The following is a 3,174-nucleotide window of genomic DNA, read 5'->3' on the forward strand; positions in this document are numbered from 1 at the left end:
GCCGATCGCCGACTGGCTGAGGCTGGTCTGCTCATGCGTCCGCCCCCCGCCCAGCAGCCCCGACGCCCCCGACACCAGCCCGGTCCCCACCGCGCCCAGCGTCCCCAGCGTCCCCAGCGGGGCCTATCCTGAATTTCGTGTGTTTGGTGTGATGCTGGAGAAGGAGAAGCATCATGGCCCGACGCAAGAAGCCCGTGATCCCTGACGACGTTCTGGACCAGGTTCTGGCTGGTCGCGTGGTCCGCACGATGTCGGACGCGGACGCCCTTCTGGGCGATATGAAGAAAGCCCTGGCGGAGCGGTTGCTCAACGCCGAACTGGACCATCATCTGGACGGCGAGGCTGTGGCTGGCCGCCCGAACTGCCGCAATGGCTACGGCCAGAAGACCGTGCTGACGGATGGCGGCCGGGTGCGGCTGGACATCCCGCGTGATCGGGCGGGGACGTTCGATCCGCAATTGATCGCGCGCTACCGGAGGCAGTTTCCCGGCTTCGACGAGCGGATCATCTCGATGTATGCGCGCGGGATGAGCGTGCGCGAGATCCAGGGCCATCTGCTTGAAATCTATGGGGTGGAAGCCTCGCCGGATCTGATCAGCGTCATTACGGACGCCGTGCTGGACGAAGTGGCGGCGTGGCAGAATCGGCCGCTGGAGGCAGTCTACCCCGTGGTGTTCTTCGATGCCCTGCGGGTGAAGATCCGCGACGAAAGCGTGGTGCGCAACAAGGCGGTACATATCGCCCTGGGCGTTCGCGCCGACGGCACCAAGGAGGTCCTCGGCCTGTGGATCGAGCAGAATGAGGGTGCCAAATTCTGGCTCCGTGTCATGAACGAACTGCGCCATCGCGGCGTCGAGGATGTCCTGCTGGCCGTAGTCGACGGGCTCAAGGGCTTTCCCGACGCCATCCGCGCCGTCTTTCCCGAAGCCCTGGTGCAGACCTGCATCGTTCATCTGCTGCGCCATTCGCTGGACTTCGTCGCCTGGAAAGATCGCAAATCCGTGGCTACGGCATTGAAGGATATCTATCGGGCAGTGGACGCCGAAGCCGGCAAAGCTGCCTTGGCCGCCTTTGCCGAAAGCTCCTGGGGCCGGAAATACGCGGCGATCGTCCAGTCCTGGGAACGGGTCTGGGAGGAGGTCATTCCCTTCTACGCCTTCCCCGCCGAAGTCCGAAAATTAATCTACACCACCAATGCCATAGAGGCATTGAACGCCAAGCTAAGGCGGGCCGTCCGGGCCAGGGGACATTTTCCCAATGACGACGCGGCCCTCAAGCTCCTCTTCCTGGCCTTGAACCGGGCCGAGAAAGAATGGATTATGCCCCCAAGGGAATGGTCCATGGCAAAGGCACAGTTCGCCATTCTCTTCGGTGAACGCTTCGCTCGCGCCACCGTCTGATCAACAACGTGAACAACGCATCGCACACGAAATTCCTGACAGTCCCGGACGATCACGTCGTGGCACGCGCTGTCGGATGTCTGTGCCCCATGGGCATTGGAAAACCACGACGTTCATCGGCGGACTGCGCCTGTCCGGCATGACCGCGCCGATGATGCTGGACAGCCCAATGACCGGCGAATGGTTCGCCGCCTATGCTCGCAAGGTGCTCGCTCCAACGCTGTCGCCGGGAGACGTCGTCATTCTGGATAATCTGCCGGCACACAAGAGTGCTGAAGCACGGGAGGCTGTAGAGGCAGTCGGCGCCCGCCTGCTGTTCCTGCCGCCCTACAGTCCCGACTTCAACCCTATCGAGAACATCTTCGCCAAGATGAAGGCATGGATCAGACGAGCGGCGCCCCGAACCCTCCATGCACTCCAGGACGCGGTGTGCGGTGCAATCGACGATGTCTGTCACAGACAGGCCGTCGCCTACTTCGCCGCCGCCCCACCAAGAGAGCCGCGCCCTCACCCTCCGGCAGCACCGTCAGCTCGCCGATATGCTGGTGCTGGTCGCATCCTGCGCGCGCGCCATCACGTAGCTGCTCACGATGTCGCCCGACGTCACCACGATGCTCAGGCTGTCGCTGTCCGAGATCGTCCGACGCCAGATACGCGAGCCGTAACTCAGCGTTATTGATAGAAATCCGATACCCACGCCCCCCTTTCCCAGGACCGCTCCATTTGTGACTAGCCCCTCACAACAAACGTTCGATATTCTCTTTATCCGCCTCAGAAAATACGACATCAAAACGATGAGTTTCATCCGGACGCCAATCATGAACTGAATCACTCAGCAAACGCAAATAAATCTTCATTTCTTCCGGAGAAAGATTCGGCAAATCAACATGAACCAACACTATATTACGTGCGCTTATCCAACTAAAATCACGAAATAAATCAAATAATGCGTCCCAGTTAAATCCAAAATATTTTGGAAATCCGAAAGAAGACGATAAAGAATTTAATAAACTACTCTTTGTTTCAATATGCGGCGGAAGAAAAACTACAAATGCGCCTTTCTGACGGTAATATTTCGGTGTCTTCTCGTATATAAATGGAATTTCTCTTGTCATTATGCCTACCTTTTCACGAAAATGAACGTCTTGTAGTGATCTGGCGTGTAATACGTCTCACCATTTTGGCCAGTTACGATCCGCTGAGGACCAACTCCTTTTATACCGGGCGTGGGAACAACGTATTCCTTGTAGTAGCCCGCTGGTTCCTGCGGCAACCGCCCTTCATTGTTGTTAAACGTGGAGCCATCGTTGCGGGAAGGATATTTTTCACCATTCGCAATACGGTCTAGCGTCGGTTGAAGATCAACGGTGCCTTGGTAAACTGCACCGGTCTTCTGATCCACAACCGTTACGCCATTGACCATCGGCGTCGTCCCAGAAGTGTTGTTTGTGCCCGCAGCCACATTCGTTTGCCCACTTCCACCCAGCACACTGGAGCCCGTCCCCAGCCCGGAGAGATCAACCCCCGTGACCGGATCGACGGAGCCGGACAAGCTGTCCCTCAAGCCCCCCCCGCTCGCCGTCAGGCTCGTATCCTTCGCCGTCCCGCTCTTCTCCGTGCTGGCCCCCGAGATCGCGACAGTCGCCGGGTCCTGATTGTCCTTGTTATCCTCAGCCTGATTGAACTGCTGCACTGCCGAAGCTGCCGCCGCCCCACTCAGCGCATTGACCGACGCATTCCCCTTGCCCGCGCCACCCAGCAGCCCGCCGGCCGC

At 58.9% G+C, this 3,174-nt stretch carries 4 protein-coding genes; 2 read left to right on the plus strand and 2 right to left on the minus strand.

Features of this window, described 5'->3' with window-relative positions:
• Window positions 1-173 precede the first annotated feature (173 nt).
• Entirely contained in the window at window positions 174-1,400 is a 1,227-nt protein-coding gene (locus HLH35_RS19585; RefSeq protein ID WP_182980728.1) for an IS256 family transposase, read from the plus strand.
• Window positions 1,372-2,079, plus strand: a complete 708-nt coding sequence (locus tag HLH35_RS20280) for an IS630 family transposase (protein ID WP_408870147.1) — start codon at window positions 1,372-1,374, stop codon at window positions 2,077-2,079. Before HLH35_RS19585 ends, HLH35_RS20280 begins: the two co-directional genes overlap by 29 nt.
• A gap of 58 nt (window positions 2,080-2,137) precedes the next feature.
• Here the strand turns inward: HLH35_RS20280 and HLH35_RS19595 are convergent, their stop codons facing one another.
• Both HLH35_RS19595 and HLH35_RS19815 read right to left on the minus strand, forming a co-directional pair.
• Window positions 2,138-2,515, minus strand: a complete 378-nt coding sequence (locus HLH35_RS19595; RefSeq protein ID WP_182980730.1) for a barstar family protein — start codon at window positions 2,513-2,515, stop codon at window positions 2,138-2,140.
• Between the two features lie 5 nt (window positions 2,516-2,520).
• A partial coding sequence (locus HLH35_RS19815; protein WP_220790792.1) for a ribonuclease domain-containing protein occupies window positions 2,521-3,174 on the minus strand: 654 nt, incomplete at its 5' end.

Source organism: Gluconacetobacter asukensis, assembly GCF_014174375.1.
Lineage (GTDB): Bacteria > Pseudomonadota > Alphaproteobacteria > Acetobacterales > Acetobacteraceae > Gluconacetobacter > Gluconacetobacter asukensis.

Excerpts from the sequence above, each read along its gene's own strand:
- HLH35_RS19585 (WP_182980728.1), top strand. The coding sequence starts at position 174 with ATGGCCCGACGCAAGAAGCCCGTGATCCCTGACGACGTTCTGGACCAG.
- HLH35_RS19595 (WP_182980730.1), bottom strand. The coding sequence starts at position 2,515 with ATGACAAGAGAAATTCCATTTATATACGAGAAGACACCGAAATATTAC.